We start from the raw sequence: 25,733 nt of genomic DNA, 5'->3' as shown, positions 1-25,733 counted from the left end.
GCGACCGACGACAGAGTTGCATCGTGCATCAGTGCGGACCGGCGGACACCGCTCTGATGTTCATGATCGCGAAGCTTTCCCGGCTGCCGGTGGACGTCGACAGCGCGAGTAGCCAGTTGCCGTCCTGCAGCGCGTCCGAGATCGCGTGCCGCACGATTGCGCCTTTGGAGTTCTGATAGTCGATCGAGACGGGTGCGCCGCGCGCTGCGGCGTCGGTCAGCGCATCGAGCTCCCGTGGCAGCAGTCTGCTGTGCCGGCTGAGCGCGGAACGCACCCGTGCGTCGTCGACGGTGCCGGGGTCGCCTGCTTGCAGCAGCCGTGCGAGCTCGCGTGATTCGCGTCGACGTGGTGCTGCGGGTGCGGGGTGCGAGATGCGGGTGGTGTTGGCGCGGACCCTGGTCGCGCTGTCCAGCTCGAGCCGACCGGTGTCGGAGTGCCGCACCGGGGAGTATCCGTGCCTGCGCAGCACCGCGAGAGTGTCGATGGGTGTGGCAGAACTGATCAGGACTGTCGGCGCGAGCCGCTGGAACTGCAGCACCGCCAATGCCTCGTCCGTCTCGATGTTCGTCAGCAGTACGACGTCCTCGGAGACGATGGCGCACGGGATCTTGCGCACGGCCAGTGCGCCGTAGGTGCGCCAACAGTCTCGGATCGTATAGGCCAGGGCTTGGGGAACGTCGGTGTCGGCCATCTCGGCGAGGGCGTCGATCAACTCCTCACCGGTACCACCGGTGTCGAAGAAGTTGCGGATCGTCGCCGGCGTGAAGCGCCAGACCGACGCCACTTCCCGCGACTCGGGTTGCGCGGCCGCACCGAGTATCGACGCCACCTCGGTGCTCGGCGGCCCGGTGACCACTGCGGTCGAATCGGGCAACAGGCGCACCGAGAACGGCACCCATTCGGCCATATCTTGTAGCTGCGTTGCCAGCGCGGAGGCGATCTGGCGCGGATCGCCGTCTCGGCCCACTCGGAAGTCCGTCAGGGTGGCGCACAGATCGGTCGGTGCGCCGTCGACCAGAACTCCGAGGCGGGTGGCCTCGGCCCAGAGTGCGCGCACGTGGCCAAACCCGGCGCTCGTCGAGACGACCGGAATATGCCACTCGAGGTAGCGGGCGAATTCGTCGGGATCGGACAACACCGGCGTCGGGCTGTCGGATCCGCCGAGGCGCAGAAGAGCCGCCAAGGCAGTCGAACGCACGTCTGCGGCCGCGGGATCGTCGAGCATCTTCTTGAGTACCGGCGCGGTCTTCTGGGAGGATCGAGGCACCCGGTGGGTCGGCGTGAAGGGCGAGCACCACCACGCGGCCAACAATGCTGCCGCCTGTTCGGATCGCGAGCTCGTCGACCAGGTTTCGTAGGTCGAGGTCAATGCGACGCCGGTCTTTCCCCGGTCGGCGAGCAACCCGGCTTCGCGCGCCAGCATCAGCATCAACGCGGTGTGATGCTCGTCGGCGAATCCCAGACGAGAAGTCAGCGCACGGAGTTCTTTGGTGCTGATGCCACCGGTCTTCATCATTGCCAGGCCATCGGTGTCGATTGCCGTCAACAACGCCTGCGTGTGCTCACAGAACTGCAGCAAGGCGATGGAGCGCGCTCGCCGCGAGTCATTGTGCGACAGAACACGAGTGGCGAATTCCGGCGGCCTGAGCTCGATGGGCAATCGCCACCCGTCTCCTCGCAGCGCGATGCTCACTTCCAACGGCATCTCGACGCGATGCCCGTCCAATCGATACAGCAATCCGCGCTCGAAGGCGGCGGTACCTGCGGTCGGCGGCACATCGAAGATCAATGACGCCGGTTGTCCATCGACGAAGCGAGACAACATCTCTCGCATCTCGGGCGGGCCGTCGTCGAACAAGGCTCGGATACGTTCGGGGGTCATCGCGGCCGCGACGGCGTCGGCGCGTTCGGCTCGATCGAGCGAGGAGTCGACTCCAAGGCGGGTCAACAAAGCAGGTCGGTCCTGCTCGACGGCGCAGTGCAAGAACAACTTTCGCTGCCTACGGGCAAGACCGAATGGGTGCGAGAACACGCCGGACAGATCGACGGGGCGGTACTCGACCGCGTCCGAGCCCTCTGCCGTGTGCGGCCAGATCAGGCCGTAGGCCATCAGCGTGTTCAGGGCCGTATCGATATGCGCCGTCTCGTTCGAGATTCCCTCGCCCGTCCAGTGGCCGATCTCGGCGCGGCTGAGATCCTCCATGAGCGCGAACAACTCGAGCAGGTCGAGCGCACCTCTGTCGAGTTTTCGAGGTAACGCCGCCACCCGCCAGGGCGAGCCGAGCAGTTGCGCGAGCAACCCGAACGAGCGGGGTGGCGGGTCGGTTGCCACGTCCGGTCGACGTCGCAGCAGATCCGTCAGTGCGTCCTCGTCGAGCGAGGCCAGCCACCCCTCGTACGTCCCGATCGTCTCGGTCATCTCGTCCCCCCGGTGCAAGTTCTGCCACAACGTACCGACGGGCACCGACAGACTTATTTGTTCTTGGCTGCCGCTTTCGCTGCCTTCTTGAATTCGCGTACCTCGAGCAGGGACTTCTCGTCGACGACATCGGCGATGGATCGACGTGCACCCTCGTCGCCGTACGCTCCGGCAGCCTTTCGCCACCCGTCGGGCGTCACGCCCATCTGCTTGCCGAGCAGCGCGAGGAAGATGCGCGCCTTCTGGTCGCCATAGCCGGGAAGTGCTTTGAGACGCTTCAGAACCTCGGCACCGTCGGGGTCGTCGCGGGTCCAGATTTCCTGCGGCTTGCCGTCGTAGTTCTCGACGAGAAATGCGGCGAGTCCCTGGATGCGCTTGGCCATCGAGCCGGGAAAACGATGCACGGCCGGGGTCTGCGCGCACAATGCGGCGAAGTCGTCCGGATCGGCGTCGGCGACGGTATCGACTTTCAGATCACCGAGGCGGTCGACGAGCTTCTTCGGCCCGGCGAAGGCGGATTCCATCGGCACCTGCTGATCTAGAAGCATGCCGATCAACAGCGCGAACGGATCCTCGGCGAGCAATGCATCGGCCTCCGGATCGCCGACGAGGTTCAGAGTGCGAGACATGGGCTCGATCCTGCCATGTCCGGCAGTAGCGACCCGATCAGGTGATGGACACCAATTGGGTGATGTCGTCGAAGGGCAGCGGCCCATCCACGACGGCTCCGACGACGGCGCTGTTGAGGATGATCGATCCGCCGTGATTGTCGAGGAATGCGGTATCGGCTGCGTCGCGTCCGGTTGCGATGCGCACCAGGGTCGATCGCGGCGCGAGGCAGGTGGCGTCGACCACTCGCCATTGTCCTTCGACGAAGGCTTCGGCAACTGCGTGGAAGTCCATCGGATCGCAGCCCGGCGCGTACACGGCCACAAGTCGAGCGGGCACGTTCACTGCGCGGAGCAGTGCGACGACGAGGTGGGTGTAGTCGCGGCACACTCCGGCACCGGCGAGGAGGGTGTCGACGGCGCCGTCGATGGGGTCGCTGCTTCCGGGAACGTAGCTCAGCCGAGCTCCCACCCAGGACGACACCTCGGCGAGCAGCTTCTCCGACGGCGGGTACGAGCCGAATTCCGTTGCTGCGAAACCGAAGAACTTGTCTGCCTCGGCGTAGCGGCTCGGCCGCAGATACAGCGACAGGTCGTAATCGGACACCGGTGCCGGGTCGGTGTTGCCGTAGATCGTCGCCGAGTACGACGCTTCGAGCTTGCCGACGTCGGCGTGCAGCTTGTGGATGCGGGTGCCGTGCGCGCCGCTGATTTCCTGCGCTTCGACGGGCTGGCCGTCGAGTGTGAACGAGAGTGCTTCCCACACTTCGGTTCCTGGATGCGGCGCGATCGCGATCTGGAACTCGAGGGTGCTGGCCTCGGTCACATCGACATCGAGGTACGCGGAGACGTCACGTTTCATCGTGCCGATCCTGCCATCTCCGAGCGGTTCTCGCAGACTAAGACTCGTCGGTGGGGCGAGCTCCGGTCACCAGGAAGATGACCCGTTTCGCGACCTCGACGGTGTGGTCGGAATACCGCTCGTAGAAGCGGCCGAGCAACGTGATGTCGACGGCGGCCGGTACACCGTGCGGCCAGTCGGGCGCGGAGGTCAACATGAACAGGCTGCGGTGCAGTGCGTCCATCTCCTCGTCCTGCGTTCGCAGACTCGCGGCGAGTTCGGCGTCCCGCGTCTCGAGCACTCGTTGGGTCGCCTCCGCTTGAGCGATGGCTACCCGACCCATCTCGGTGAACACGCCCTCGACCTCGGGCGGCAGCACATGTGCGGGGTGACGGCGGCGGGCCAACTCGGCGATGTGCACCGCAAGTCCACCCATGCGCTGGAGGTCGGCCACGATGTTGATCCCGGATACGACACGGCGCAGATCGTGAGCAACCGGTGACTGTCGAGCGAGGAAGGCGAAGGCCTCGTGTTCCCATTCGACGGCGAGAGTGTCGATCTCTTCGCGGTACTCGATCGTCTGCTCGGCGAGCACGATGTCGGCGGTGAGCAGCGCGCGCGTGGCGTCAGCCATCGCTCGTTCCGCGATTCTCGACATTTCGGACAGCTCCGACGCCAACGTGTCGAGCGCCTCCGTGTAACTGTCCCGCATGTTCACTCACCCCAACCGCTCGACAGCCCAACCTCAGGGCATTGCAGGGCAGTACCCTGCTGCGCATCCTTCTACACCCTCACACCGCTGTGGGCTCGTTGGAGAACTCGACGGTGTGACGTCGGTCATGCCTGCTGAACACGAACCGATGGCCGACATGGGAGGGAACGCCGAACGGCCCGCGCTCGGTGAGCGCGGGCCGTTCCATCATCGGTTGCCGATCAGCAATTCGACGGGGCGGGCACTCCGTAGAAGCGATCCTTGATCCAGCTCTGAGCTTCGCCGAGACCGAGGATGTCCGGGATCAGATGCCCGGCACCGGAACCCGGCACGATAGCCGGGACCTGCGCGGAACTGAGCTGCACTGTTGCACCCTTGCCGCACCAGTCGCCGGCCAGTTCGACGGCCTGACCGTGGGGCACGATGTCGTCGGAGGTACCGGACTGGATCAGCACCGGGGCATTCGGCGTACGTTCGCCGATCTTGTTCTTGGCCAGGATTTCCTGCGCGACGGGCAACCTGTCCAGCACGACCGACAGCGGCTCGCCGGTCTTGGTGTACTCGTTGGTGCGGTGCAGCCCGACGTTCAGAATCGTCTCTCCGACACACTGATTCGCGACCAGGTTGAGCATGGCCTTGCCTGCGTCGTTGATGTTCTCGTCGACGATCGGCTGCAGACCGGGGTCGGAATTGAGCAGGCCGTTGAGGGTGTAGCCGATCACGCCGGTGAGGATGGTGCCGTCTACCTGCTCGAGGGTCGCCTTCAGATCCGCGGGCGGTGCTCCTGCGTAGGTGCCGACCAGATCGAGTTCCGGGGCGTATTCGTCGGCGATCTCGGCCGCCGCTGCGGCAGCTCCGCCGCCCTGCGAGTAGCCGTAGGCCGCGACCGGGCCGTCGCCGGAGATCTTGGTGCCCTGCAGCTGCTGAGCTGCGCGGGCCGCGTCGAGCACGGCATGAGCCTCGGACGCGCGGTTCACATAGGTGTGCGCGCCCGGCGTGCCGAGACCCTCGTAATCGGTGATCACGACGCCATAGCCCTGGGAGAGAAGCGAATACGCGGCCAGTACCTCGTACTCGACCATGAATCCGAGCGGCGGGGTGTAGGTGATGACGTTGTTGAGCATCTTGGACGGCGCGCACTGATCGCCCTGCCCCTGCGTTCCCGGTGCCAACACCACGAGCGGGCGCGGCCCCGGACCGGTCCACGGCGCGGCCGGGTCGATGTAGGTACCCGTGACAGCGTTGGCGTCGTCGTTGGAATCGGTGCTGCGGTACATGATTCGGGTTGCCTCACCCGGCAGGGTGCCGCCGATGCCCGGCACCGACAGCGCGAGATGCGAAGGCTCGGAACGAATCACGTCGCCCGCCGCGCCGGCAGGCAGCGGGCTCGGCGGAATGTAGAAGTCGGATTCGACGGTCGAACCCGTCGACGGTGCTGCCGACACGGCCGGCGCAGTCACCCCCATGAACACTGCCATCACTGCCACGGCCGAACCGAAGACACGCGTCGAACGCAAATCGAACCCCCAACGTCTGAACACCTGCTGCCAGGTGTGCGCTACCCCGCGTAGCACTTACCGTGACGCACCTTACGTGACGGCGCACACAACGTACAGACCGAAGTTGGACGAATCACCAGTCAGCGGCGGCGACCGTGCATGGCCGCCTTCGCCGTATCCACTTCGTCGTCGGTGAAGGGACGTCCGGGGAGCTCCGATCGGGGTACCGAATCACCGCGCAGGCCGTCGAGCAGCACCGTGAAGTACCGACGCCAGTTCGCGGGATCGACATGACTGGAGAACTCGACGGTCGAGCCGATCATCCCCAGCACCGGATAGAAGTCGGTGACGGCCACATCGGGACGCAGCTGACCGGATTCGAGGGCGCGATCGACGATTTTCGCGAAGAACGGATCGATCCGTCGGCGCATCTCCGCGATGCCGCGGCACCCCTCGTCCGACCCGAGGACCACATCACCGAGCCCGCGGTCGGAGGCCATTTCCTCGCATACGTCCGAGAGAAAGCCCACCAACCCACTCCAGGGATCCTCCGCTTCGAGGGCGCGTTCGGCACTGGCGAGCATTCCTTCGAGGCGCTGCTCGAAGACGCCGTCGATGAGCTCTTCCTTGCACGAGAAGCGGCGATAGACGGTGCCGACGCCCACCTTGGCGTGTGCGGCGACGTCGTCGAGCGTGATGTCGATACCGCGGGAAGCGAACAGCTCGCGAGCCGCGTCCACGATGCGGCGTCGGTTGCGTTCGGCATCCGCCCGTAGGGGCTTCGATGCCGCTGTGTCCGCTCTCACACTCATTCGATGTCCGTTTCACCCGATAAGCGGAGGACATTCCTCCACTTAGCTGCTACCTTTGCCCTACAACCGGAGGATACACCTCCGCATAGTCGAACCGAGGACACCATGACCACCCTTTCATCGGAGAACGTGGACGGCGCAACGTCGACCACGACGCCGGCGGACGAGCGTGCGCACCGGAATCGCTGGTTGATTCTCGCCACTCTCGGACTGGCCCAGCTCATGGTCGTGCTCGACGCGACCATCGTGAATATCGCACTCCCCGCCGCCCAGCTCGATCTGGGCTTCGACAACGCCGACCGCTCCTGGGTCGTCACCGCCTACGCACTCGCGTTCGGCAGCCTGTTGCTCCTCGGTGGACGCTTGAGCGACCTCTTCGGTCGACGTAACACCTTCCTCATCGGCCTTGTCGGCTTCGCGCTGATGTCGGCAGTGGGCGGTGCGGCCGTCAACTTCGGCATGCTCGTCGCAGCCCGCGCCGGTCAGGGCGTCTTCGGTGCACTGCTGGCACCCGCGGCCCTGTCACTGTTGGCCACCACCTTCACCGACACCAAGGAACGCGCCAAGGCCTTCGGCATCTTCGGTGCCATCGCCGGCGGCGGCGGCGCACTCGGTCTACTGCTCGGCGGCATGCTCACCGAGTGGGCCAACTGGCGCTGGAGCCTGTACGTCAACCTGATCTTCGCTGCGCTCGCCTTCGTCGGAGCCTTCCTGTTCCTGGCCAAGCACAAGGTCGACGTCCGACCCAAGCTCGACATCCCCGGAACGATCGCCGTCTCCGCTGCGCTGTTCTCGATCGTCTACGGCTTCGCCCACGCCGAGTCCGACGGCTGGAGCAACCCCGTCACCCTCGGCTTCCTCGCGGCAGGTGTCGTTCTTCTCGCCGTCTTCGTGACCATCCAGAATCGCGTCGAACACCCTCTGCTGCCGCTGCGCATCGTTCTGGACCGCACCCGGGCCGGATCCTTCCTCGCGGTGTTCGTCACCGGAGCAGGCATGTTCGCGGTGTTCCTGTTCTTGACCTACTACCTGCAGAGCACCCTGAAGTACACCCCGATCACCACCGGGTTCGCGTTCATGCCGATGATCGCGTCGCTGATCCTCACCGCGACACTGTCGACGGCACTGATCCTCCCCCGGTTCGGACCGCGCATCCTGATGACAACCGGCCTGGTCGTCGCGTCGATCGGTATGGGACTGCTCACCCAGATCGATCTGGACAGCAGCTACGTCACGCACATCCTGCCCGGCCTGATCATCATGGGTCTCGGACTCGGTGCCACCATGGCACCGGCCATGCAGGGCGCAATCTCGGGCGTCGCCCCAGACGACTCCGGTGTGGCGTCGGCGACGGTGAACACCATGCAGCAGGTGGGCGGCTCGATCGGTACCGCACTGCTGAGCACCGTGGCAGCCAACGCCGCGACCAGCTACGTCAGCACCAACATGGCAACGGCAACCGATGCGGCTCTGCTGCAGGCCAATGCCGAGATCGCCAGCTACACGACCACCTTCTGGTGGGCGTCGGGCATCTTCCTGCTCGGCGCGGTGCTCTCGGCCACGCTCCTGAAGAAGGGGCCGTTGCCCTCGGCCCCCGAAGGTGCGGTTGTCGTCCGGCACTGAGAGCGGCTTCGCCGCATGTGAGTGGAACCGCGTAGCCTGCTACGAGTTTCCACTCACATGCGTTCAGCCTTCGAGCAGCTTCTCCGTCGCGGCCAGCAGAACGCAGGTTGCGACGCCGTCCATCGACTTCTCCAGCTCACCGAGCGACGGGAAGCTCGGGGCCAGGCGAATGTTCTTGTCTTCCGGATCTTTTCCGTACGGGAAGGCCGAGCCGGCGGCCGTCAGAGCGATTCCGGCATCCTTGGCCAGCGCGATCGACCGCGCAGCCGTGCCTTCGAGCACATCGAGACTGATGAAGTAGCCGCCCTTGGGCTCGGTCCACGACGCGATCTTCGACGCACCGAGCCGGTCCTCGAGGATCTGCTGCACCAGCGCGAACTTGGGCTTCAGAATCTCGCGATGCTTGGCCATGTGAGCCCGCACCCCCTCCGCGTCACCGAAGAAACGCAGGTGCCGCAGCTGGTTGAGCTTGTCCGGGCCGATGCTCTTCTTACCGAGGTGCTTCTGATACCACGCGAGGTTCTCCTCGGAACTGCCGAAGAAGCTGACCCCGGCACCGGCGAACGTGACCTTCGAGGTCGACGCGAACACGAACGCACGATTGGGGAAACCTGCCTCCGCCGCCATCCCGATGACGTCATAGGACGGCGCGAACTCCTCGGTCAGCGGATGCACCGCGTAGGCGTTGTCCCAGAACAGACGGAAATCAGGCGCAGCAGCAGGCATGGTGGCCAGCGCGCGAACGACTTCCTCCGAGTAGACGGCTCCGGTGGGGTTGGCGTAGTTCGGCACCACCCACATGCCCTTGATCTGCGGATCCGACGCCACCAGGTTGGCGATCTCGTGCACGTCCGGTCCGTCGGGACCCATCGGCACCGTAATCATCTCGATGCCGAAGCTCTCGGTGATCGCGAAGTGACGGTCGTAGCCGGGGGCCGGGCACAGGAAGCGAACGTTCGGCTCCGCCGACCACGGGCGTGGCGAATCCGACAGCCCGTGCAGCAGAGCCCAGACCACGAGGTCCTGCATGATTTCGAGGCTGGCGTTGTTACCGGCCACCAGGTTCTTCACCGGGATGCCGAGCAGTTCACCGAAGATGGCACGCAATTCCGGCAGACCCGCAAGGCCACCGTAGTTGCGGCAATCGGTGCCGTTGCCGTCCTTGTAGTCCGCGCCGGGGAGCGTCAGCAGCTCGGCAGCGAGATCGAGCTGCTCGGGCGACGGCTTGCCGCGGGTGAGATCCAGCTTCAGATTCTCGGCTTTGAGCTGCGTGTACTTCGCGCTCTGCCGCTCGTGCTCGGAGGCGAGCTCCTCATGGTTCATCAGACCCAACTGGGTTTGCGCTGGCATGCGGAGCGGCCTCTCGGTGACTGGGTTCCCCGGACAGTGTCTATGTCACTGAAATAAAGGGGACCCCGCGCACCCGGCAGAGCCCATTGACCCTTGCTGCCTTCCGGCCCTGGGGGAGTTCACAGGATGCGCGCCGCGCGGGATCCGTTAGGAAGTGTAGCCGCCTCCCGTCGAGCAACGCATCACCACCCTTCGCGCCTCCCGATTTGGGAGTTGGTGGGGGTAACCGGGTAAGCTCCCCCACGGAGGATTCGCCTAGTGGCCTATGGCGCTCGCCTGGAACGCGGGTTGGGTTAACGCCCTCAGGGGTTCAAATCCCCTATCCTCCGCCAAAGAAGCCCCCGTGACACGTCACGGGGGCTTCTTGCTGTTCGGGGAGGGGTGCTCCGGCTCGCGCCCACCCGTCTCCCGATCAGCCCACCCGTCTCCGGATCAATGGGCGTTCGAGTCCGTCTGAGTGCAACAAAGCCGCATTCATCCGGTGGGGTGCGGCGACCCGATCCGGATGAATGCGACTTTGTTGCAATCTGAGCGACTGAAACCCACATTGATCCCAAAGTGGGGGGCGCAGCAGACGGGCGGCACCGAATTCAACGAGCCGACCAACCACCGTCCATGGTGTACGACGCCCCGGTGACCATGCCTGCGTTCTTGGACGTCAGCCATCCCACCAGCGAGGCGACTTCGGCCGGTTCGACGAGTCTCTTGATGGCGGCCTCGGTCAGCAAAACTTTCTCCAGTACCTCGTTCTCGGGAATCCCGTGCGCCTTGGCCTGATCGGCGATCTGTTTTTCGACCAGCGGTGTGCGGACGTATCCGGGGTTGACGCAGTTGCTCGTCACGCCATGCGCGGCACCTTCGAGGGCTGTCACCTTCGACAGTCCTTCGAGTGCGTGTTTGGCGGTGACGTAGGCGACCTTGAATTCCGATGCCCGCAGTCCGTGCACCGACGACAGATTGATGACTCGGCCGAACCGGCGTGCATACATCCCAGGCAGCGCCGCACGAATCAGCAGGAACGGTGCCTCCACCATCAGCGTCTGAATGCGGCGGAACGCGCCGGGGTCGAAGTCGACGATCGGTGCGACGGTTTGGATACCCGCATTGTTGACGAGGATGTCGACGTCGAGCCGAAGGTCGTCCAGTGCGGCGGTGTCGAGCAGATCGACCGACCACACCTCGCCTTCGAGCTCGGCTGCCAATTCCTTTGCTGCGACGTCGTTCACGTCGGCGATGGTGACGCGGGCACCGCGGCCGGCGAGCTCACGCGCGCAGGCGGCCCCGATACCGGACGCTCCCCCGGTGACGAGGGCGGAGCGTCCGGTCAGGTCGGTCACCGCTTTACACTCGGATCGAGCAGACCGGCCTTGGCCAGCTCGGCTTCGGTGGCCAAGTTCTTGGCGTCGGCGATGTCGATGCTTTCGAGCGCCAGTCCCTTTGTCTCCCTGGCTACGACGACGGCAACCACGGTGATCGCGCAGGCCACGGCCAGGTACACCGCGATCGGGACGGACGAGCCGTAAATGTCGAGCAGCTTCACCGCGATGATCGGGGCCAGCGAGCCGGCGACGATCGAGGTGACCTGATAGCCGAGGGACACACCGGAATACCGCATCCGCGTCGGGAACATCTCGGCCATGATGGCCGGCTGCGTGGCGTACATGAAGGCGTGGAACATCAGGCCGATGATGATGGCCAGCAGGATGACGACGTTATGGCCGCTGTTCATCATCGGGAAGGCGAAGAAGCCCCACGTTGCCGCGGTGAGGGCACCGGCGAAGTACACCGGACGGCGGCCGATGCGGTCGGCGAGCCTGCCCACCAACGGAATCGTGCAGAAGTGGATCGCGTGGGCGATGAGCATCCACCACAGGATCGTGCTGGTGTCGGTGCCGACCTCCACCTTGAGGTAGGTGATGGAGAAGGTGACGACGAGGTAGTACATGACGTTCTCACCGAAGCGCAGACCCATCGCGGTGAATACGCCACGCGGGTAACGCTTCACGACCTCGAAGACGCCGTACGACGCGGCCTTGATGACCTCGGCCTGCTTGTGTGCCTCGAGGAAGATCGGGGCGTCGGAGACCTTGGTACGGATGTAGTAGCCGACGAAAACGATGACGGCAGAGAGCCAGAACGCGACGCGCCAGCCCCAGCTGAGGAACGCTTCGTCGGACAGGGTTGTCGTCAGGACGAGCAGTGCGACGGTGGCGAGGAGGTTACCGGCGGGCACGCCTGCCTGCGGCCAGCTGGCCCAGAATCCGCGGCTCTTGTTCGGACTATGTTCTGCGACAAGGAGAACCGCGCCGCCCCATTCGCCGCCGACGGCGAAGCCCTGAATGAATCGCAGGGTGACCAGCAGTGCCGGTGCCCAGTAGCCGATGGCCTCGAATGTCGGTAGGCAGCCCATGAGGAACGTGGCACCACCGACGAGGACGAGGCTGAACTGCAGCAGCTTCTTTCGGCCGTACTTGTCGCCGTAGTGTCCGAAGACGATGCCGCCCAAGGGTCGTGCGACGAAGCCGACGGCGTAGGTGACGAAGGCCGCGAGAATGGCGTCGAGCTCACTGGTTCCGGCCGCGAAGAAAATCTTGCTGAACACCAGTGTGGCGGCGGTTCCGTAGAGAAAGAACTCGTACCATTCGACGATGGTGCCGGCCATCGATGCTCCGACGACCTTCTTCAGGCCCGTGGGGGTGGCATCGGGGTCCGGCTCGGACCTTTCTGCCAGCGGTCGGTCGACGCTCATAGCTTCTCCTGTGTTGCTCGGCACTGCGTGCTCGTGTTTGTGACAGACCACACATGTAGCGGGGTTGGTCTGAGTATTGGTGCAGATCTTTTTCTGCGCAAGAGGCATGGACGCAGGTTCGATCTGCAAAACTGCACACATGACACGCGGTGACGGGAAGGTTCCCAGTGCCGACGACCTGCTGGTCCTGCTCGCCGTCAGTCGAACCGGACGCTACAGCTCCGCTGCCGACGACCTCGGCATCAACCACACGACCATCTCCCGACGCATCGCCGCACTCGAGGACACACTCGGCGGACGAGTGCTCACCCGCGCCGGCGGAGGTTGGGAACTGACCCAACTGGGGCACGGCGCACTCGCCGCTGCCGAGGCCGTCGAAAACGCGCTGCAGACGCTGGTCTCGAGCGACGCGGGTGCGCTGAAGGGCGTCGTACGCATTTCGGCCACGGACGGTTTCAGTGCCTACATCGCAGCTCCCGCGGCTGCTCGCGTGCAACGCACCCATCCGCTGGTGTCGGTGGAGATCGTCGCGACCACCAGACGTGCGTCGAGGCAACGGTCCGGATTGGACATCGAGATCGTCGTCGGACAACCGCAGGTGCATCGGGCGGAGGCCATCAGACTCGGCGACTACGTGCTGGGTCTGTACGCGTCGCAGACCTACGTGGACGAGCACGGCACACCGCAGGTGCCGGCCGACCTCGCCGCGCATCCGTTCATCTATTTCATCGACTCGATGCTGCACGTCGACGATCTGGATCTGGCCCCCAACTTCACTCCGACGATGCGCGAATCGGTGACGTCGACCAACGTCTTCGTCCACGTCGAGGCCACCCGAGCCTCGGCGGGCATCGGATTGTTGCCGTGTTTCATGGCCGACCGACACCCCGACCTGCAACGAATCCTGCCCGACGCCATCGCGGTGACCCTGACCTACTGGCTCGTCACCCGCACCGAAACTCTCAGACGACCCGAAGTGTCGGCGGTGATCGACGCAATTCGTGCGGTGGTCACCGAACAACGCTCGGCTCTGCTGGGTGAGAAATGAACGCACGGAACCTACGCCCCACAAGGAGAGTCCCCTGATGTCCGATATCGATTTCTATTTCGATCCGGTATGCCCGTTCGCGTGGATGACCAGCAAATGGGTTCGCAAGGTTCAGGCCCAGCGCGACTACACCGTCGACTGGCGGTTCATCTCGCTTCGCCTGCTCAACTCCCATATCGACTACGACGCCCATTTCCCACCCGAGTACGAGGCCGGCCACACCGCGGGTCTGCGACTGTTGCGGGCCGCTGCCTCTGTTCGTCGTGAGCATGGGTCGGACGCTGTCGGGCCGCTGTACGAGGCGCTCGGCACCCACATATTCGATACCGAGATCGTGCCCGACGACGCAGCGAGCCACGGACATCGCGGCACCGCGGCATTCCTCGGGCCGATCCTCGAGGAAGTCGGGCTGCCCACCCATCACACTGCAGCACTGGATGATTCGACGATCGACGACGAGATCCGGGGCGAAACCGATCATGCACTGTCGCTGACCGGAAAGGACGTCGGCACACCCATCATCGCTTTCGAGCCGCCGGACGGTGTCGCATTCTTCGGCCCGGTGATCAGCCGACTACCCAGCGACGAAGAAGCAGTACCGCTGTGGGACAACGTGATCGGACTCGCACGATTCCCTGGATTTGCCGAGATGAAGCGCAGCATGCGTGAACTCCCCCAGTTGAAGGCACTGGGGGTGACGGAGGACGAGGTTGGCGTGCAACAGGATTGGCACGGCGGGAGCCGACGGCAGAAGAAGTGAATTGCCCTCCGATCTAGTCGGTCAGTACGTCGTCCATGTTGCCGACGTCCGGGGTCCCGGTGTCGAGGCCGTACCGCAGGTAGACGGTGCCCTTGCCGTCGACGGCCGGTGGCTCGAGCAGCGTCAGATTGCTGGGCACGGTGCCGTCGGCGAACACCTTCTTTCCCACTCCGAGAAGGATGGGATGCACCCACAGATCGAGTCGATCGAAGAGCTTCTCGCGCAACAGGGTCTGCACCAGATCGAGACTTCCGACCACCTTGATATTGTCGTGTCGATCTCGGATCTCACGCACGGCTCCGGCCAGGTCCGGTCCGAGCTGGGTCGAACCGTTCCACAGCAGATCGGGTGTGCCGCGGGAGGCCACGTATTTCGGGATCGTGTTGAACAACGTTGCGAACGAATCGTGTTGGTGCGGCCAGTACGCGGCGAAGATGTCGTAGGTGCGCCGCCCGAGCAGGAGCGCATCCGTGCCCTCGTAAGCGGCGGCGACCTGCGCCCCCGAAACCTGGTCGAGCAGAGGAGCCTGCCAGCCGCCGAAGGGAAAGTTCTCGGGGTCTTCCTCTGGGCTTCCGGGTGATTGCGCGACGAGGTCGAGGGTGGCGAACAGCTCCAACGTGATGAGGCCCATGATTGCTCCTGGTTCTGTAGGACGAAAGCTTCTTCAGCTCAATACTTTCCGAAGTTTTTCGGCAAATTCGGTCGGCTTTCCCATCTGACCGAATTCACCGCCGAGGAAGCCCGAGTGGCCACCGGGAAAGACGATCGGCTCCGATCCGAGGGTCGATGCAGTGGAATATGCTGCGCGAGCGGCGATGTGACCGTCCTCGGGACCGCCGGATTCTTCGCCGACTCCGATCACGACCGTGGTGGGAGCAGCACGCATTGCGTCGACGTCGGGCGCGAAATCGACTCCGCCGCCTCGCATGTTGGACAGCAGGGCGTCGTCGCGGGTTCCGTCGTCCTCGGCCGAGAGGCCGAACTGCGCCGGGTCCGGTGCCGGGCGATCGAAGAACGTGTTGTCGATGGGGCCTGCGTGCATGAGCAACGCCATGAACTGGGCCATGGCCGGACCGCGGCCGTGAGCGTCGTATGCGGCCACCATGTTTTGCGCACACGGTCGCGATGTTCTCGCGGTCCGGCAGGGTGCCTCCGGCGGGTGGTTCGTGGGCCACCAACATCCGAACGTCGGACGGGTATCTGCTGACGAGTACCAGCGCATTGACCGCACCCCCGCTCGAGGCGAATACATCGACCGGCCCATGGCCGACGGCGGTGAGCACTGCGTGCAGGTCGTCGGCATGCTGGCCGAAGGTGACCGCGGCGGTCGTGTCGTCTCGTCGACTGCGTCCGACATTTCTCGGGTCGTACGTGACGACCACTCGGTCGCGGAAGTGCGATGCCAACGTCCCGAACCCGCTCGCATCCATCGGTGAGCCGATCAGCACCAAGGGAGTGACCCCGGGCTCGAGTTCGCCGATCACGTCGTACGTCAGGGTCGCACCGGGAACGGAAACTGTCTGTGTCGTCATGCTGGGGTGGACCCCGGTACGAGCGAAAACTCACCGGCTAGTCGTAGAGAACCGCAGTTTCCGTCTGCCTCAACTTCTCCAAACCTTCACGAAACCGGTTCAGATATTCGGGCGAATGCCCGACCCACTCGGACGTCTCTTCGACGATGCGTACCGGTTCCGCGCTGCGGTAGGAATGAGTCGGATTGCCGGGGAACTTCTTGTCCGTCACGTTCGGATCGTCCTCGACACTGCCGGTCGGCTGGACGATGTAGACCCGAGGACGCCCCTCGCCGACGGCCATCTCGGCCGCGAGCACGGCACCGTCCAGCACCTTGGTCATGTAGATGTAGTTCGAGATGTGCTCGGGACGGTAATTGGAGCGATAGCCGGGAGACAAGAAATCGCCGGCCTTCAGATCGGCCTTCGTGCCATGAAAGTAGGCACCGGACTCGTGCACGCGAAATCGCTCCGGTGTGTCGGCCATGTCTGCCATAGAAATTCCTCCGTGTCGGTAGCCGGAAGAGTGTGCACCACCGACTGGGTCTTGCCGCAAGCCCCCAACTCAGCGATAAACTGAAGGCAACGGCGGCGGGCACGGCTATGTCACGTCGCGCGTTCACTCGACACGAGAAAGTCACGCGTAGTTCGTGGTTCGCGACCGAGCAGTTCGCCCAACAGCGGGTCGGTACCGGCGAATCGGCCGTCGTGGGCGGCGAGAAAGATGCCAAGGGTGAAGCGAGCCATGAACTCGTTCGCACCTGCAGCCACGCGATCGGCGACCCACTGCTCCTCACCCACGATCGATACCTCGATCTTTCGACCCACGACTGTCGACGCGATGGCCGCTACCTCGGTCATTGTCGGAGCATCGCGGGCCGTCAACACCGTGGGGCCCTCGTATGCGCCATCCGACGTGAGTATCGCGGCGGCAGCTTCCGCCGAATCCGCTCTGTCGGTCCACGAAACAGGGCCGTCCACGGGTATGGATACAACGCCGGTCTCGCGCCAATCGCCCATGACGAAATCGAGGCTGTGTGCGTAGAAGCCGTTGCGTAACGACGTCCACGCCACACCGCTGTCGGCCAACATCTGCTCGGTCGCAGCATGATCGCGCGCAGGCTTGAACGGACTGTCGAGCCCCGAGCCCTGGTGACTCGTATAGAGAATGCGCCCGGCACCGGCGGCGACCGCCGCGTCGATCGCGTTGCGATGCAACGCTGTCGCGTCGGCCCCGGGATCGCTGGACGAGACGAGCAACACCTGGTCTGCCCCGTCGAACGCCGTCGTCAGCGAGTCCGAATCGTCATAATCGCCTCGACGCACCTGCACGCCACGATCCGCAAAGCGCTGCGCCCGAGCCACATCGCGAACCGCGACGGCGATCTCCGAGGGGTGAACGAGTTCGAGTAGATGGTCGACGGTGGCACCGTTCAATGCCCCGGTAGCTCCGGTGATGACGATCATGACGACCTCCTGTTATCAATGGAATTAGATAAAAGCTAACACCGGAAACACAACGATAGCAACAGTGCGTTATCGTCGATACGTGAAGGATTCGTCGACGAGCACCAGAGACAGCACACGTCGACGAATCGTCGATGCCGCAGCTCGGCTTCTGCAAGAAAACGGCCCTGGGGCGGTGACCACACGCGGCGTCGCCGAGTCGGCCGGGGTTCAAGCACCGGCCATCTACCGATTGTTCGGGGATAAGAATGGTCTGCTCGACGCCGTCGCCGAACATGTCATGGCCACCTATGTGTCCACGAAGTCCGAGATCGCAGACAATGAGCTCGCCGAGAACGGTGACCCCGTGGAGGATCTGAGAACCGGATGGCGCGCACAGATCGAGTTCGGGATCGCCAACCCAACCTTGTTCGCTCTGCTCAGCGACCCTGCTCGAGTGCCCGATTCTCCCGCGGTCCGGGAAGGAGAAGCCGTTCTCGCGGCACGGATTCGCCGGATAGCCCGCACCGGCCGACTTCGGGTCACCGAGCAGCGCGCGGTGGAGCTCATTCATGCCGCGGGTACGGGTGCTGTCCTGACCATCCTCGGCACACAGCACGATCGCCGAGACGTCGGACTCGCCGACGAGCTGTTCGATGCAGTCATGCGCCACATCGTCGTCGACACACCTCGGTATCCCGAAAGCTCTGCGCACGGTGCAGCGATTGCCTTGCGAGCCTCGATTTCCGACATCGACGTACTGAGCGATTCGGAGCGGCAGTTGTTGGCCGAGTGGCTCGATCGGATATCCGGGTGACGATGCACCCGATGCGCGGACGCTGGTGGTATGGCCGCACTAATTGACTCGATCGCCGTTCGACGAGGCAGACCTCGCGCGACGAGGAGCCGTTCGACGCCACCGTTCATGAACTCGGCTCTGCCGAGCCAGAGTTGACAGTCCCGACGCGAATCTGGATATGGCCTCCGCGGACAGCGCGGGCCGAAAGATCCTGCAGCAGTGGCGTCATCGCTGTCCACGGATGCGCCTCGATATCCGCCCCTCCGAGTCGACACGCAAGCTTCGCGAGCGGCGTCCACGCAGTTGCTCGTCCGACGGGCCGCTGCATGTCGACGACGGCCACGACGCCGCCCACCCGTGTAGCCGAGATCATCGATTCGAGGGCCGCCTGCCATGGCGTCATCAGTGACAGCGCGTAAGTGCTCAGGGCCGCATCGAACGGGGCCTGCTCCCCCAGATCGGCGGACGTCAGGGCGGTGGCGTCGGCGGGGATCAATGTGACATTCATCCACCCCGCGCGGGCAGCTCGAAGCCGGGCCTGTTCGAGCATCTGCGGGCTGGCGTCGATTCCGGTGATCGATCCGGTCGGGCCGATCATCCGCTGCAATCCTGCGAAGTTCAGCCCCGTCCCGCAGCCGAGATCCAGAACATGGCTCCCCACAGGCAGATTCATCAGCTCGAACGCCGCCTCCCGTCCGGCTCGATACACCGGCCATTCGGCGGAGATCACGTCGTACAGGCGCGCCGAGAAGGTGTACTTGGTCGGTCGTCTCATCTCGGGTGTCTCCAAGGCGCGGGCATAGTGGGAGGTATGGGAATTCGTCGTTCGTCTTCGAGTGTGCCCGAGAGCCGCGCCGATGTGGTCGTGGTGGGTGGCGGCACCGCCGGCATCGTGGCAGCGAAGACCGCGGCCGGCTTCGGCGTTCGCGTCGTATTGATCGAGCGGGACCGCACCGGCGGCGACTGCCTCTGGACCGGATGCGTGCCGTCGAAGGCCCTGCTCGCGGCGGCCTCGGTGGCACAGACGGTTCGATCCGCGTCCCGGTTCGGCATCGTCACCGAGCCACCGCGCGTGGATTTTGCACGCGTGATGCAGCACGTGCACGGGTCGATCGCCGAGATCGCGCCGATCGATTCACCGGAGGCACTCACCGAGGCCGGAGTACATGTGATCCACGGCGACGCGATCTTCACCGGGCCGAACACGGTGAGCGTCGGTGCGCGGTTACTGCATTTCGGCCAGGCGATCGTGACCACCGGCGCGCATCCCACAGTACCGGCGATCGACGGCATCGAGCACTTGGACTACCTGACCAGCGACACCCTGTGGGAACTGACGGACTTACCGCAGCGACTGCTGATCGTCGGTGCCGGGTCGGTGGGTTGCGAGATGGCGCAAGCATTCTCGCGTCTCGGATCCGACGTCACCCTTGTAGGACGGTCAGCGACGATCCTTCCCCGCGAGCACCCTGAGGCCTCGTCGATACTGACGCAGGCCCTGACCGACGAGGGCGTGCGCGTCCTGACCTCCACCGCCGTCGTGCGCATCGACGACGGTTCGGCTACTACCGACTCGGGTGTCGAGCTCGACTTCGACCGAGTGCTTGTCGCCACCGGACGGACCCCACAAACCGCTTCGCTCGGGCTGGACAGGGCCGGTGTGGAAGTGGACGACGACGGATTCGTGCGGGTCGACGAGCATCTGCGGACCACCAACCCACGCATCTGGGCAGCCGGAGATCTCACCGGCCATCCGCAGTTCACCCACACTGCCGGTGTGCACGGCAGCCTGGCCGCGAGCAACGCGGCGCTCGGCCTGAACCGAAAAGTGAGTACGACGGGGACTCCGCGGGTGACGTTCACCGATCCCGAGATCGCCTCGGCCGGAATCGATGTGCGGACTGCGCGTCAGCGGGGGTTGCGGCTGCAGACACTCGACCACCACCACGTCGATCGCGCCGTCACCGAGAGTGCAACGAACGGATCGACGACGCTGGTGCTCGACGCCAAGCGTCGCATCGTCGGGGCCTGCGTGGTGGGACCGCGAGCGGGCGAGACGATCGGGGAGCTGATCATCGCCATCGAGCAGGGCCTGCGTACCCGCGATATCGCCGGGGCCACCCATCCGTATCCGACGTACAACGACGGGCCGTGGAACGCAGCGATCGCGGACGTGAAGGCGCAGTTGGGTTCTCCGGTGATTTCCCGAGCAACGGCCGCACTGGCGAAGGTCCGGGGCAGGTGGATCAGGAGAGGGCGCGATACCCGGCGATGATCCGTTGGGTGGAGCTCACCGCGACCACCGCCGCCCAGACCACCGCAATCTGCCACGAGATGCCGGGCAACAGCAGCCACAGACTATGTACTGCAATGGTTTCGGCTCCCTCGGCCAACCCTCCGAGGAACGACAGCGAACGGCCGTCGTCGATGGTGCGACCGGTGCGTTCGGCGATCGAGGAGAACGCAAGAAATGCGGTGCCGTTGATGTAGTACGCCAACAGCACCAGCAGGAACGGCCACCAGGGGGCGTCGTACGCGGCCGAGGCACCGACCGCAACGCCCACCACGGTCGTTCCGTAGACCACGAAATCGGCGGTGATGTCGAAGAATCCGCCGGCACCGCCCGTAGTGGAACGCCTACGCGCGAGAGGCCCGTCCAGCCCGTCGGCGATTCGGGAGACGATCCACAACACCAACGCGAGCAACCAGAATTGCAGGCCCGCGGCGAGTGCGCTACCCAGGCCCAATACGAGTCCTGCGGCGGTGATGCGGTCGGGTGTGATCGCGGGGCGGTCGAGTGCGCGGGCACAGCGATCGAGTGGGCCTTCGAGGTGTCGGCGCAGAAAGCTGTCGATCATTCGGCTGCACCGGTGAGTCCCAGACGGCGTGCCAACAGGGCCGAGCCGGCCGCGATCGCCAGCACCGCGAGCAGTGCGATGGCGAACGGCCACGACAGCGGTGAGGTTCCGTAGGCACCGAGCGCGGTGTAGGCGACGGTCGCGGGCACGATGCCGATCATGGTGCCCACCACGTAGTCACGTTGCCCCACGGCACTGACTCCGGCCGCGTAGTTGACCAGGGAGAACGGCAGCGGCACCAGTCGCACGAGCAGTACTGACAGCAGTCCCCGTCGCCCGAGCATGGCGTCGAGCCGGCGAAGCCTGTCCCATTCGGTGCAGGCCACCTGTCCACGGCCGAGCGCCCGCGCTCCCCAGTACCCGAGATATGCCCCCGCGGTGGCAGCGAACACCACGACGGTCGCGCCCACCGCCAACCCGAACAGCAGTCCCGACGCGATGGTCAACGTGCTGGCGGGGAACGGGGTAGCCGACAGGACGGCATAGAGCACGACGAACAACGCGATGCCCCAGGGCCCGGCCGACGCCACGCGATCGCGGATGAACGACGGATCGGGAAGATCGACGGTGCTCAGCACGATCACCACAGCGATGACGATCACGGCAGCCGCGAGCAATTTCAGGGTCGTGCCGCGGCGACTACGCGTCGGGCGGTCCTGCGTCACGGTGTGTGCCTCTCGTCCGACGGTTCACGATCCATTGTGCACACGGCCGGTGTGCCCGCGTGTTCAGCGGTTGTCGCATTCGACCGATTACGGTGGTGAGGGCAGCGTCGACGACGGCTGCTTCGGTTGATCTGGAGGCCCCCGGGTGATTCGTTCAGTACGGTGCGCAGTGGCGATTGCGGCGAGCGCAGGGCTGCTGCTTACCTCCTGTGCTGCGCCGGATTCGGAAGCACCGATTGCCGAGGCGCAGTCGTGGAGCGAGATCGAACAGCAGGCGCAAGGACAGACCGTCTCGCTGTGGATGTACGGCGGCGACGAGCAGGGCAATGCCTACGTCGACGACGTGCTCACCCCCGCGGCCGCCGCGGAGGGCGTCACATTGCGTCGCGTGCCGGTGGAATCGACGACCGATGCCGTCAATCGCATCCTGTCCGAGCGGCAGGCCGGGGTCACCGACGGCGAGGTGGACCTGGTGTGGGTCAACGGCGCGAACTTCGGCACCGGCAAGCAGGCCGGGGCATGGCTGTGCGGCTGGACGCAGAATCTGCCGAACATGGAACTGACCGATCCCGAGGATCCGCTGTTGCTCGACGACTTCGGCACCCCGGTCGAGAACTGCGAATCACCCTGGCACAAAGCGCAATTCACCCTGGTCTACAACGCGGCAGCCATCCCCGATCCGCCAACGACATTCGACGGCGTCCTCGACTGGGCGCGCGCGAACCCGGGCCGCTTCACCTATCCCGCTCCCCCGGACTTCACCGGCTCGGTGTTTGTGCGCGAGGCACTGGTCAACGAATCCGGCGGCGTCGACGAGGTTCCCGCTCAGTTCGATCAGGACTCCTACGATCGCCTGGCCCCGGCTTTGTTCGATCAGTTGAACGAGCTCGCCCCGTCATTGTGGCGCGAAGGAACGACGTATCCGCAGTCCTCGTCCGAGCTCGACGCCCTCTACGCCGGAGGTCAGGTCGACATGACTATGACGTACGGCCCCGCGACCCTCCCGAAACTCGTCGCCGACGGCACCTTCCCGCCGGAGACCCGCGTCCTGACTCTCGACGAGGGAACCGTCGGGAATGCGAGTTTCCTTGCCATTCCGTCGACGTCGGGGAAGTCGGCCGCGGCGCAGGTGGTTGCCAATCTCGCGTTGTCGCCCGAGCAACAACTCGCAAAGGCGACGCCGGAAGTGTGGGGCCAGTTCACCGTGCTCGATATCGACCGATTGCCCGATGACGCCCGCGCCAGGTTCGAGGCGTTGCCGAGTTCGACGGTTCTGCCGTCCTACGAAGAGCTGTCGGCCAACGCGCATCCAGAACTGTCAGCCGACTGGGTCTCGCCGGTCGACGAGGGTTGGCGTCGAAGCGTGCTCGCCGGTCAGTGAGCGCGTCCACGAGGAGCTTTCGCGGCACAGCGGCGGTCCTCCCCGCCGTCGTCTTGGTCGTTGTCGTCGTCGGCGGCGGTCTCGGAACGGTGGTGCTGCAGAGCCTGGGTCTGATGCCTTTGGTCGGAACCCCCGAACTATCGGTCGACGCGTACTCCGCTCTGGGCGGTGACCTATGGCGCTCGGTGGTGCTGACGCTGTCGATTGCCATCGTCTCGACGGCATTGGCCACGGTGATCGGGCTTGCCGCGGCACTGACGGCCTTGTCGGGTGGACGCGCCGCGTTGGTCGCTGCCGGGTTGACGATCACGGTGCCGCACCTGATCGGTGCCGCCGCGATGGCATTGCTGTTGGCGGATTCGGGCATGCTGCCCCGCATTCTCGGCATGACCGACGGCGGCTGGCCGGAGTTGGTCGGTGGGAAGTGGTGGATCGCCGTCGTCGCCGAATATGCCTGGAAAGAATCGGCTTTCGTGGCCGTTGTCGTGGCCGGGACTCTCGCCACCCGTGTAGCGGCATTCGACGAGACGGCCGCGACCTTGGGCGCCGGCCGGTGGGCTCGGCTCCGTTTGGTCACGCTGCCGTTGGCTCGGCCCGCACTGATCGCGTCGGCGGCCATCGCGTTCGCCTACACGGTTGGCTCGTACGAGGTGGCCCGCATACTGGGTCGCCCGTATCCGGAACCGTTGTCGGTGATGGCGATTCGCCTGTTCACGTCGATCGATCTTCAGACGCGTCCGCAGGCAGCTGCTGCCGCGACGATCGCCACCGCTCTCACGGTGGTCGTGGCCGCGGTGGCACTGCACTATCTGCGCAGATCGGCAGCGTGGAAATGAACAAGGTGGAAGTGAACAGGGTTCTTCCCGCTGTCGGCAGGTCCGTCCTGGTCCTGTGGTTCCTGCTGCCGCTGATTCCGATTGTCTTGTGGGCCGTCAGCAACCGCTGGTCGTTTCCCGGTTCGGTTCCGCAGGAATGGGGATTCGACGGCGTCCGCAGCGCCCTCGGTGCCGGGGGCGTCGATGCTTTCGTGCGGTCGACCCTGCTCGCTCTCGCCGTCGCCGCCATTGCAACACCATTGGGCGCGTTGGCCGCTCGTGCCCTGGTGAACGGGACTGTGCGCTTCCCCGCTGTGGTGGCCGGCATTCTCTTCGCACCGCTGGCCCTGCCCCCGTTCGCCGTGGCATTGGGGCTCGATGTTCTGGTGCTGCGCTCGCGCATTCCGAGCACGGTGGCAGTGATCGCGTTGCTGACCGTCGCGGCCATTCCGTACACGACGTATCTGATGCGAGTGGCGTTCGGCGCGTACGACATCGGCTACGAGGAGGAGGCACGCACTCTCGGTGCGTCGAATGCCATGGTGCTGCGGCGTATTCGCATTCCGCTGTTGGCTCCGGCGTTGGCGGGTGCGGCGTTGCTCGCGTTCCTCGTCGCGTGGAGCGACTACGTGATCACGTTGTTGATCGGTGGCGGCAGACTGGTCACTGTGCCCATTCTCGTCGCCTCCTTCGCTGCCGGCACCGGTAACGATTCGGTGGTGGCTGCATTGTCGGTCGCCGCCGTGGTGCCGCCGCTGTTGCTGGTGCTCATGCTGGCCCGGTTGCGTCGTAGGAGTGCACGATGAGCGTCGAACTGTCCGTTCACGAACTCACGAAAGTGCATGCCGGTCAATCGGTTGCGGCTCTGGATTCGTTGGATCTCACCGTGCCGCCAGGATCCTGCACGGCGATTCTGGGGCCGTCGGGTTCGGGCAAGAGCACGGCACTGCGGATCATCGCGGGACTGGATTCACCCACTGCCGGCACGGTGCGCATCGACGGCCGCGAGGTGAACGGCGTTGCGGCCGAGAACCGCGGCGTCGGGATGGTGTTTCAACGTCCGATGTTGTTCCCGCACATGTCTGTTCTCGACAACATCGGCTTCGCCTACCGCGCTGCCGGGGAGAGTCGCAAGCGGTCGCGCGAGCGGGCCCGGGAGTACCTCGACCTGGTGCATCTGGGCGACATTGGAGATCGTGCGGTGTCCGAGGTATCGGGTGGGCAGGCCCAGCGGGTGGCGTTGGCGCGTTCGCTCGCCGGTTCACCGCGAGTGTTGTTGCTGGACGAGCCCTTCAGTGCGCTCGACCCGGTGTTGCGCACCGAAATGCACGACCTGGTGCGCGAATTGCGTTCGACGTTGGATCAGACTCTGCTGCTCGTCACCCATGATCAGCAGGAAGCGGCGGTGCTGGCCGATTCGGTCGCAGTACTCATCGACGGCCGACTGGAACATCACTCCGATATCGCGACGGCCTACACGCGTCCGAGCACGCTCGCAGTGTCGCGACTGATGGGTGGGATGAACGAAATCGAGGGGCAGTGGGACGGGGTTGGGGTGCATCGCTCCGAGCTCGGGGAGCTGGAGGTCGAAGGAGTTTCTTTGCCGGCTGGGCGTGCCGTGCTACTGCTTCGACATGAGTTGATCACATTGAATGACAACGGGATTCGTGGGGTTGTTTCTGCCTCGAGGCCTACCGGATTTCGCAGCATCGCCGATGTGACGGTGGGATCGACAGTGCTGAAGGTGGAGCTGGCGGCGGGATCTGCTGTGCGGGTCGGGGACGCCGTGGGATTGCAGATTCCGGGTGGGGCGAGGTTTGTCACGGGTTGAGGTCGA

At 64.9% G+C, this 25,733-nt stretch carries 25 protein-coding genes, 1 tRNA gene and 1 other RNA gene; 10 read left to right on the top strand and 17 right to left on the bottom strand.

Translation table 11 applies throughout. The annotated features are described in order from the left end of the window. Positions 1 to 28 precede the first annotated feature (28 nt). From RFA01S_RS03695 to RFA01S_RS03670, 6 genes are all read right to left on the bottom strand, one after another. Positions 29 to 2,419: a helicase-associated domain-containing protein gene (locus RFA01S_RS03695; RefSeq protein WP_072691990.1), complete on the bottom strand. Its 2,391-nt coding sequence runs from the start codon at positions 2,417 to 2,419 to the stop codon at positions 29 to 31. Positions 2,420 to 2,472: 53 nt separating this feature from the next. Then, positions 2,473 to 3,048: an HhH-GPD-type base excision DNA repair protein gene (locus tag RFA01S_RS03690; RefSeq protein WP_027494555.1), complete on the bottom strand. Its 576-nt coding sequence runs from the start codon at positions 3,046 to 3,048 to the stop codon at positions 2,473 to 2,475. A 37-nt stretch (positions 3,049 to 3,085) separates the two neighbouring features. Next, positions 3,086 to 3,889, bottom strand: a complete 804-nt coding sequence (locus RFA01S_RS03685; protein WP_045841454.1) for a transglutaminase-like domain-containing protein — start codon at positions 3,887 to 3,889, stop codon at positions 3,086 to 3,088. 37 nt (positions 3,890 to 3,926) lie between these two features. Beyond that, positions 3,927 to 4,580 carry a phosphate signaling complex protein PhoU gene (gene phoU, locus RFA01S_RS03680; protein WP_027494559.1) on the bottom strand — a complete coding sequence of 218 codons (654 nt, stop codon included), beginning with the start codon at positions 4,578 to 4,580 and terminating at the stop codon, positions 3,927 to 3,929. A gap of 221 nt (positions 4,581 to 4,801) precedes the next feature. Further along, positions 4,802 to 6,058, bottom strand: a complete 1,257-nt coding sequence (locus RFA01S_RS03675) for a lipase family protein (protein WP_032408544.1) — start codon at positions 6,056 to 6,058, stop codon at positions 4,802 to 4,804. A gap of 161 nt (positions 6,059 to 6,219) precedes the next feature. Further along, positions 6,220 to 6,891 carry a TetR/AcrR family transcriptional regulator gene (locus tag RFA01S_RS03670; protein WP_032369276.1) on the bottom strand — a complete coding sequence of 224 codons (672 nt, stop codon included), beginning with the start codon at positions 6,889 to 6,891 and terminating at the stop codon, positions 6,220 to 6,222. A 105-nt stretch (positions 6,892 to 6,996) separates the two neighbouring features. On the opposite strand from RFA01S_RS03670, the gene RFA01S_RS03665 reads away from it, so the two are divergent. Then, positions 6,997 to 8,514 carry an MFS transporter gene (locus RFA01S_RS03665; protein WP_032408439.1) on the top strand — a complete coding sequence of 506 codons (1,518 nt, stop codon included), beginning with the start codon at positions 6,997 to 6,999 and terminating at the stop codon, positions 8,512 to 8,514. A gap of 63 nt (positions 8,515 to 8,577) precedes the next feature. On the opposite strand, the gene RFA01S_RS03660 is transcribed toward RFA01S_RS03665, so the two are convergent. Then, on the bottom strand, positions 8,578 to 9,864 hold the full coding sequence (locus RFA01S_RS03660) for an aspartate aminotransferase type Ic (protein WP_032385968.1): 1,287 nt from the start codon (positions 9,862 to 9,864) through the stop codon (positions 8,578 to 8,580). Between the two features lie 54 nt (positions 9,865 to 9,918). Then, positions 9,919 to 10,013: signal recognition particle sRNA small type (gene ffs / locus RFA01S_RS03655), an RNA gene on the bottom strand. Positions 10,014 to 10,108: 95 nt separating this feature from the next. On the opposite strand from ffs, the gene RFA01S_RS03650 reads away from it, so the two are divergent. Next, positions 10,109 to 10,196 (top strand) — tRNA-Ser (locus RFA01S_RS03650). A 258-nt stretch (positions 10,197 to 10,454) separates the two neighbouring features. On the opposite strand, the gene RFA01S_RS03645 is transcribed toward RFA01S_RS03650, so the two are convergent. Continuing rightward, positions 10,455 to 11,201: a 3-hydroxybutyrate dehydrogenase gene (locus tag RFA01S_RS03645; RefSeq protein WP_032408438.1), complete on the bottom strand. Its 747-nt coding sequence runs from the start codon at positions 11,199 to 11,201 to the stop codon at positions 10,455 to 10,457. After that, the gene (locus tag RFA01S_RS03640) at positions 11,198 to 12,613 is read right to left on the bottom strand and encodes an MFS transporter (protein ID WP_032408437.1); all 1,416 of its coding nucleotides are present in this window, start codon (positions 12,611 to 12,613) and stop codon (positions 11,198 to 11,200) included. The genes RFA01S_RS03645 and RFA01S_RS03640 overlap by 4 nt, the downstream gene beginning before the upstream one ends. Before the next feature lie 139 nt (positions 12,614 to 12,752). Here RFA01S_RS03640 and RFA01S_RS03635 point away from each other — a divergent pair, with 139 nt between their 5' ends. Beyond that, a complete protein-coding gene (locus RFA01S_RS03635; RefSeq protein WP_094644222.1) occupies positions 12,753 to 13,661 on the top strand; it encodes a LysR family transcriptional regulator in 909 nt (302 codons plus the stop codon). A 37-nt stretch (positions 13,662 to 13,698) separates the two neighbouring features. Continuing rightward, a complete protein-coding gene (locus RFA01S_RS03630) occupies positions 13,699 to 14,421 on the top strand; it encodes a mycothiol-dependent nitroreductase Rv2466c family protein (protein WP_032408436.1) in 723 nt (240 codons plus the stop codon). Between the two features lie 13 nt (positions 14,422 to 14,434). Here RFA01S_RS03630 and RFA01S_RS03625 read toward each other — a convergent pair whose 3' ends face one another. From RFA01S_RS03625 to RFA01S_RS03610, 4 genes are all read right to left on the bottom strand, one after another. Continuing rightward, the gene (locus RFA01S_RS03625; protein ID WP_032384115.1) at positions 14,435 to 15,052 is read right to left on the bottom strand and encodes a dihydrofolate reductase family protein; all 618 of its coding nucleotides are present in this window, start codon (positions 15,050 to 15,052) and stop codon (positions 14,435 to 14,437) included. 94 nt (positions 15,053 to 15,146) lie between these two features. Further along, on the bottom strand, positions 15,147 to 15,851 hold the full coding sequence (locus RFA01S_RS28485) for an alpha/beta fold hydrolase (protein ID WP_371829091.1): 705 nt from the start codon (positions 15,849 to 15,851) through the stop codon (positions 15,147 to 15,149). A 139-nt stretch (positions 15,852 to 15,990) separates the two neighbouring features. Then, entirely contained in the window at positions 15,991 to 16,419 is a 429-nt protein-coding gene (arr, locus tag RFA01S_RS03615; protein WP_032408543.1) for an NAD(+)--rifampin ADP-ribosyltransferase, read from the bottom strand. 119 nt (positions 16,420 to 16,538) lie between these two features. Continuing rightward, positions 16,539 to 17,399, bottom strand: coding sequence for an NmrA family NAD(P)-binding protein (locus RFA01S_RS03610; protein WP_032373952.1), 861 nt, complete (start codon positions 17,397 to 17,399; stop codon positions 16,539 to 16,541). Between the two features lie 82 nt (positions 17,400 to 17,481). Between RFA01S_RS03610 and RFA01S_RS03605 the strand changes: the two genes are divergently transcribed. Continuing rightward, positions 17,482 to 18,195: a TetR/AcrR family transcriptional regulator gene (locus RFA01S_RS03605; RefSeq protein WP_032373951.1), complete on the top strand. Its 714-nt coding sequence runs from the start codon at positions 17,482 to 17,484 to the stop codon at positions 18,193 to 18,195. A 106-nt stretch (positions 18,196 to 18,301) separates the two neighbouring features. On the opposite strand, the gene RFA01S_RS03600 is transcribed toward RFA01S_RS03605, so the two are convergent. Continuing rightward, positions 18,302 to 18,952: a class I SAM-dependent methyltransferase gene (locus RFA01S_RS03600; RefSeq protein ID WP_032408542.1), complete on the bottom strand. Its 651-nt coding sequence runs from the start codon at positions 18,950 to 18,952 to the stop codon at positions 18,302 to 18,304. Between the two features lie 63 nt (positions 18,953 to 19,015). On the opposite strand from RFA01S_RS03600, the gene RFA01S_RS03595 reads away from it, so the two are divergent. Further along, positions 19,016 to 20,452: a dihydrolipoyl dehydrogenase family protein gene (locus RFA01S_RS03595; RefSeq protein ID WP_032408435.1), complete on the top strand. Its 1,437-nt coding sequence runs from the start codon at positions 19,016 to 19,018 to the stop codon at positions 20,450 to 20,452. On the opposite strand, the gene RFA01S_RS03590 is transcribed toward RFA01S_RS03595, so the two are convergent. After that, complete coding sequence (locus tag RFA01S_RS03590; protein ID WP_032408434.1) at positions 20,424 to 21,035, bottom strand: CDP-alcohol phosphatidyltransferase family protein; 612 nt, start codon at positions 21,033 to 21,035, stop codon at positions 20,424 to 20,426. The genes RFA01S_RS03595 and RFA01S_RS03590 overlap by 29 nt on opposite strands. Next, a complete protein-coding gene (locus RFA01S_RS03585; RefSeq protein WP_238325193.1) occupies positions 21,032 to 21,700 on the bottom strand; it encodes a TVP38/TMEM64 family protein in 669 nt (222 codons plus the stop codon). Before RFA01S_RS03585 ends, RFA01S_RS03590 begins: the two co-directional genes overlap by 4 nt. 169 nt (positions 21,701 to 21,869) lie before the next feature. On the opposite strand from RFA01S_RS03585, the gene RFA01S_RS03580 reads away from it, so the two are divergent. Genes RFA01S_RS03580 through RFA01S_RS03565 form a run of 4 tightly spaced genes read left to right on the top strand, consistent with a single transcriptional unit; the run spans position 21,870 to position 25,727 of the window. Continuing rightward, on the top strand, positions 21,870 to 23,081 hold the full coding sequence (locus RFA01S_RS03580) for an ABC transporter substrate-binding protein (RefSeq protein ID WP_238325192.1): 1,212 nt from the start codon (positions 21,870 to 21,872) through the stop codon (positions 23,079 to 23,081). Beyond that, a complete protein-coding gene (locus RFA01S_RS03575) occupies positions 23,078 to 23,917 on the top strand; it encodes an ABC transporter permease (RefSeq protein WP_052060933.1) in 840 nt (279 codons plus the stop codon). Before RFA01S_RS03580 ends, RFA01S_RS03575 begins: the two co-directional genes overlap by 4 nt. Continuing rightward, on the top strand, positions 23,914 to 24,702 hold the full coding sequence (locus RFA01S_RS03570) for an ABC transporter permease (RefSeq protein WP_052060931.1): 789 nt from the start codon (positions 23,914 to 23,916) through the stop codon (positions 24,700 to 24,702). Before RFA01S_RS03575 ends, RFA01S_RS03570 begins: the two co-directional genes overlap by 4 nt. Then, complete coding sequence (locus RFA01S_RS03565; RefSeq protein WP_072691989.1) at positions 24,699 to 25,727, top strand: ABC transporter ATP-binding protein; 1,029 nt, start codon at positions 24,699 to 24,701, stop codon at positions 25,725 to 25,727. Before RFA01S_RS03570 ends, RFA01S_RS03565 begins: the two co-directional genes overlap by 4 nt. Positions 25,728 to 25,733: the final 6 nt, after the last annotated feature.

Origin of the sequence: Rhodococcoides fascians NBRC 12155 = LMG 3623 (assembly GCF_001894785.1) — a bacterium.
Classification (GTDB): domain Bacteria; phylum Actinomycetota; class Actinomycetes; order Mycobacteriales; family Mycobacteriaceae; genus Rhodococcoides; species Rhodococcoides fascians.
The sequence above is the reverse complement of the archived record's forward strand: the minus strand, read 5'-3'. Positions and strand labels throughout refer to the sequence as shown.

What these genes read in the sequence shown, in the direction of transcription:
- RFA01S_RS03685 (WP_045841454.1), bottom strand. Translation starts at nt 3,889, where the DNA reads ATGAAACGTGACGTCTCCGCGTACCTCGATGTCGATGTGACCGAGGCC.
- RFA01S_RS03675 (WP_032408544.1), bottom strand. Translation starts at nt 6,058, where the DNA reads ATGGCAGTGTTCATGGGGGTGACTGCGCCGGCCGTGTCGGCAGCACCG.
- RFA01S_RS03660 (WP_032385968.1), bottom strand. Translation starts at nt 9,864, where the DNA reads ATGCCAGCGCAAACCCAGTTGGGTCTGATGAACCATGAGGAGCTCGCC.
- RFA01S_RS03565 (WP_072691989.1), top strand. Translation starts at nt 24,699, where the DNA reads ATGAGCGTCGAACTGTCCGTTCACGAACTCACGAAAGTGCATGCCGGT.
- RFA01S_RS03670 (WP_032369276.1), bottom strand. Translation starts at nt 6,891, where the DNA reads ATGAGTGTGAGAGCGGACACAGCGGCATCGAAGCCCCTACGGGCGGAT.
- RFA01S_RS28485 (WP_371829091.1), bottom strand. Translation starts at nt 15,851, where the DNA reads ATGGATGCGAGCGGGTTCGGGACGTTGGCATCGCACTTCCGCGACCGA.
- RFA01S_RS03610 (WP_032373952.1), bottom strand. Translation starts at nt 17,399, where the DNA reads ATGATCGTCATCACCGGAGCTACCGGGGCATTGAACGGTGCCACCGTC.
- phoU (WP_027494559.1), bottom strand. Translation starts at nt 4,580, where the DNA reads ATGCGGGACAGTTACACGGAGGCGCTCGACACGTTGGCGTCGGAGCTG.
- RFA01S_RS03635 (WP_094644222.1), top strand. Translation starts at nt 12,753, where the DNA reads ATGACACGCGGTGACGGGAAGGTTCCCAGTGCCGACGACCTGCTGGTC.
- RFA01S_RS03640 (WP_032408437.1), bottom strand. Translation starts at nt 12,613, where the DNA reads ATGAGCGTCGACCGACCGCTGGCAGAAAGGTCCGAGCCGGACCCCGAT.
- RFA01S_RS03625 (WP_032384115.1), bottom strand. Translation starts at nt 15,052, where the DNA reads ATGGGCCTCATCACGTTGGAGCTGTTCGCCACCCTCGACCTCGTCGCG.
- RFA01S_RS03630 (WP_032408436.1), top strand. Translation starts at nt 13,699, where the DNA reads ATGTCCGATATCGATTTCTATTTCGATCCGGTATGCCCGTTCGCGTGG.
- arr (WP_032408543.1), bottom strand. Translation starts at nt 16,419, where the DNA reads ATGGCCGACACACCGGAGCGATTTCGCGTGCACGAGTCCGGTGCCTAC.
- RFA01S_RS03690 (WP_027494555.1), bottom strand. Translation starts at nt 3,048, where the DNA reads ATGTCTCGCACTCTGAACCTCGTCGGCGATCCGGAGGCCGATGCATTG.
- RFA01S_RS03600 (WP_032408542.1), bottom strand. Translation starts at nt 18,952, where the DNA reads ATGAGACGACCGACCAAGTACACCTTCTCGGCGCGCCTGTACGACGTG.
- RFA01S_RS03590 (WP_032408434.1), bottom strand. Translation starts at nt 21,035, where the DNA reads ATGATCGACAGCTTTCTGCGCCGACACCTCGAAGGCCCACTCGATCGC.
- RFA01S_RS03695 (WP_072691990.1), bottom strand. Translation starts at nt 2,419, where the DNA reads ATGACCGAGACGATCGGGACGTACGAGGGGTGGCTGGCCTCGCTCGAC.
- RFA01S_RS03570 (WP_052060931.1), top strand. Translation starts at nt 23,914, where the DNA reads ATGAACAAGGTGGAAGTGAACAGGGTTCTTCCCGCTGTCGGCAGGTCC.
- RFA01S_RS03665 (WP_032408439.1), top strand. Translation starts at nt 6,997, where the DNA reads ATGACCACCCTTTCATCGGAGAACGTGGACGGCGCAACGTCGACCACG.